Source organism: Mesorhizobium sp. M7A.F.Ca.CA.002.04.1.1 (genome assembly GCF_004022805.1).
GTDB classification, from domain to species: Bacteria; Pseudomonadota; Alphaproteobacteria; order Rhizobiales; family Rhizobiaceae; genus Mesorhizobium; species Mesorhizobium ciceri.
The window spans coordinates 1-2605 of record NZ_RZPL01000758.1; the positions used below are offsets into that span (position 1 = coordinate 1).

2 protein-coding genes and 1 pseudogene are annotated in these 2605 nt (G+C 62.3%); all 3 read left to right on the forward strand.

Going from position 1 to position 2605, the window contains the following annotated elements:
* Window positions 1-841: branched-chain amino acid ABC transporter substrate-binding protein (locus ENZ75_RS27970; protein WP_128278477.1), on the forward strand; the 841-nt coding region annotated here is incomplete at its 5' end.
* A gap of 150 nt (window positions 842-991) precedes the next feature.
* A complete protein-coding gene (locus ENZ75_RS27975) occupies window positions 992-1942 on the forward strand; it encodes a branched-chain amino acid ABC transporter permease (RefSeq protein ID WP_224620706.1) in 951 nt (316 codons plus the stop codon).
* Window positions 1942-2605, forward strand: a pseudogene (locus ENZ75_RS27980) (branched-chain amino acid ABC transporter permease); the annotation flags it as partial. The gene ENZ75_RS27975 and the pseudogene ENZ75_RS27980, both read left to right, overlap by 1 nt.

The window sequence follows — 2605 nt, forward strand, 5'->3', positions numbered from 1 at the left end:
GGTCGTGCTTGGCCTGGTGAACTTCAATTCCGGCGTCGCCCAGTCGACGCTGCCAATCTATGAAGACTGCACGCTGCCGACCATGACCTTCGGCTCCAATCCGTCTCTCACCAAGCAGGGCTACAAGTTCATGGTGCGCCCGGTGGCCAACGATCTGGCCGGCGCATTGTTGCCAGCCGAATATGCGCTGGGCAAGCTCGGCGCCAAGACTGCCGTGATCGTCAACGACAAGCAGGTCTTCGGCCAGGGCATTTCCGAAATCTTCGCCAAGAACTTCGAAACCGGCGGCGGCAAGGTCCTCGATACCATTGCCGTGGCGCCATCCGACGTGGACTTCACCGCTGTGCTGGCCCAGATCAAGTCCAAGAAGCCCGATGCGATCTATCTCGGCGCCGTCATGCCGCAGCTTGCGCTGTTTGCCAAGCAGATGCACGAGCAAGGTATCGCCGCCGTGCTAATGGTGCCGGACGGCGGCTACACGCCGGACCTCATCAAACAGGCCGGCGAAGCCAATGTCCAGGGCACGCTTGTCGCGATCCAGGTGCCGCCGATGGATGCCTCCCCCGAGATCGCCGATTTCGCCAAACTCTACAAGGCGAAATATGGTGAGGAAGCCGGCCCGTATTCGATCTACGGCTATGTACAGGGCCAGATTTTGGAACAGGTGCTGAAAACGACGAAAGGCCTCACGCGTGAGGACCTCAACGCGGCATTGCATGCAGTTAAGGCGAAGACCGTCGTCGGCGAGCTGGAATTCGACGAAACCGGCGAACTCAAAGTCGCCCCATCCTACCTCTACAAGGTGGAGGGAACGGGCTTCCATCTCGTCGGTTCGAAATAGCAGCCAGACCGCCGGAGCCGCATCGCTACGCGCGAAGCGGCTCCTTCACCTGTTGACGGGCGTGCCTGCCGCAAGTACGGGCGGCCACGTCGACCATTCCCCTTCCCGGTTCGACCGGTCCATGGGGTTGCAGGCACAGGACGCCGGCCCATGCTGGGAAATCTTATCCAACAAACGGTAAATGCCCTGACCATCGGCTCGATCTACGCCCTGATCGCGCTCGGCTACACCATGGTCTACGGCGTGTTGCGCATGATCAACTTCGCCCATGGCGAGATGTTCATGCTCGGCGCCTATGTAGCGTTTCTGGCGCTCAGCCTGCTGGTCGGCGATGTCGGGATGTCGGGCGCGCTGGCGCTTACCGCGGCCTTTCTCGTGGCGATCTTCCTCGTCGGCCTCATTGGAGTCGGCATCGAAAGGGTCGCCTACAAACCGCTGAGAAGCTCCACCCGGCTCGCGCCGATGCTGTCCTCGCTCGGCGTCTCATTGTCGCTCGTCACCGGGGTGCAGATCCTGGCCGGCCCACAGCCAGTCGCCTTTCCCAGCTTCTTCCCCGTCGTCCGATATCAGGTGATGGGCGGCACCATCACCTTGATGCAGATCGGCATCCTGATCGCCGCCTTCGTGCTGATGTTCGGCCTGCATGTCCTAGTCAACCGGAGCCGTATCGGCATCATCGTGCGCGCCGTATCGGAAAGCCGACCGACCGCACAGCTGCTTGGCATCAACGTCAACGGCGCCATCTCCATGGTGTTCTTCGTCGGGCCGCTTCTCGGCGCTGCCGGCGGCATCCTCTATTCCAGTTACTATGGCATCATGTCGCCCAGCATGGGCGCCGTCATCGGGCTGAAGGCCTTCACCGCGGCCATCCTCGGCGGCATCGGTTCAATCCCCGGCGCCATGCTCGGCGCCTTCATCCTGGCTTTTATCGAAGTGTGGGGAACCGCGCTGCTGCCCATTGTCACAAACGGCGTGCTCGGCACCGAGTATCGCGACGTTCTCGCCTTTGCGATCCTCATACTCGTGCTTCTGGTCCGTCCTGCCGGTATACTCGGCGAGGCCGTCTCCGAGGAAAGCATCGTGTACAAGAGGGAATTCTGATGGCCGCCGCCGACACTCTCGCCGCGGCCCGGCCGCGTGCGAACCGGACCATCTCCTGGCTCGTCTTCGCCATCGCGATCGCGCTGATCATGGCCACGCCCTTCCTGCCCAACTACCATGTCCGTGTCCTCAACAGCCTGCTGATCTACATCCTGCTCGGCATCGGCCTGAACATCGTGATCGGCTATACCGGGCTGCTGGATCTCGGCTTCGTCGCCTTCTACGCGGTCGGCGCCTACAGCTATGGGCTGCTGGCAAGCCCGCAGCTCGGCCTGCATATGCCGTTCCTGCTCATCCTGCTCGTCGCCGCCTGCCTGGGTGCGGTCACCGGCATATTGCTCGGCATTCCGGTGTTGCGATTGCGCGGCGACTATCTGGCCATCGTCACACTTGGCTTCGGCGAGATCATCCGCATCATCATCAACAATCTCGACTGGCTGACCGGAGGGCCGCAAGGCATTGCCCGGCTGGACAAGGCGTCGATCCTCGGCATACAGATTGCCCGGCCGATCGACTTCTTCTGGCTGCTGCTGATCACCGTGCTCATCGTCGGCACCGTGGTCTGGCGGCTCGAGCGCTCCATCCTCGGCAAGGCGTGGGCGGCGATCCGCGAGGACCAGGATGCCGCGCGCGGCATCGGCATCAACACCACCAATGCCAAGC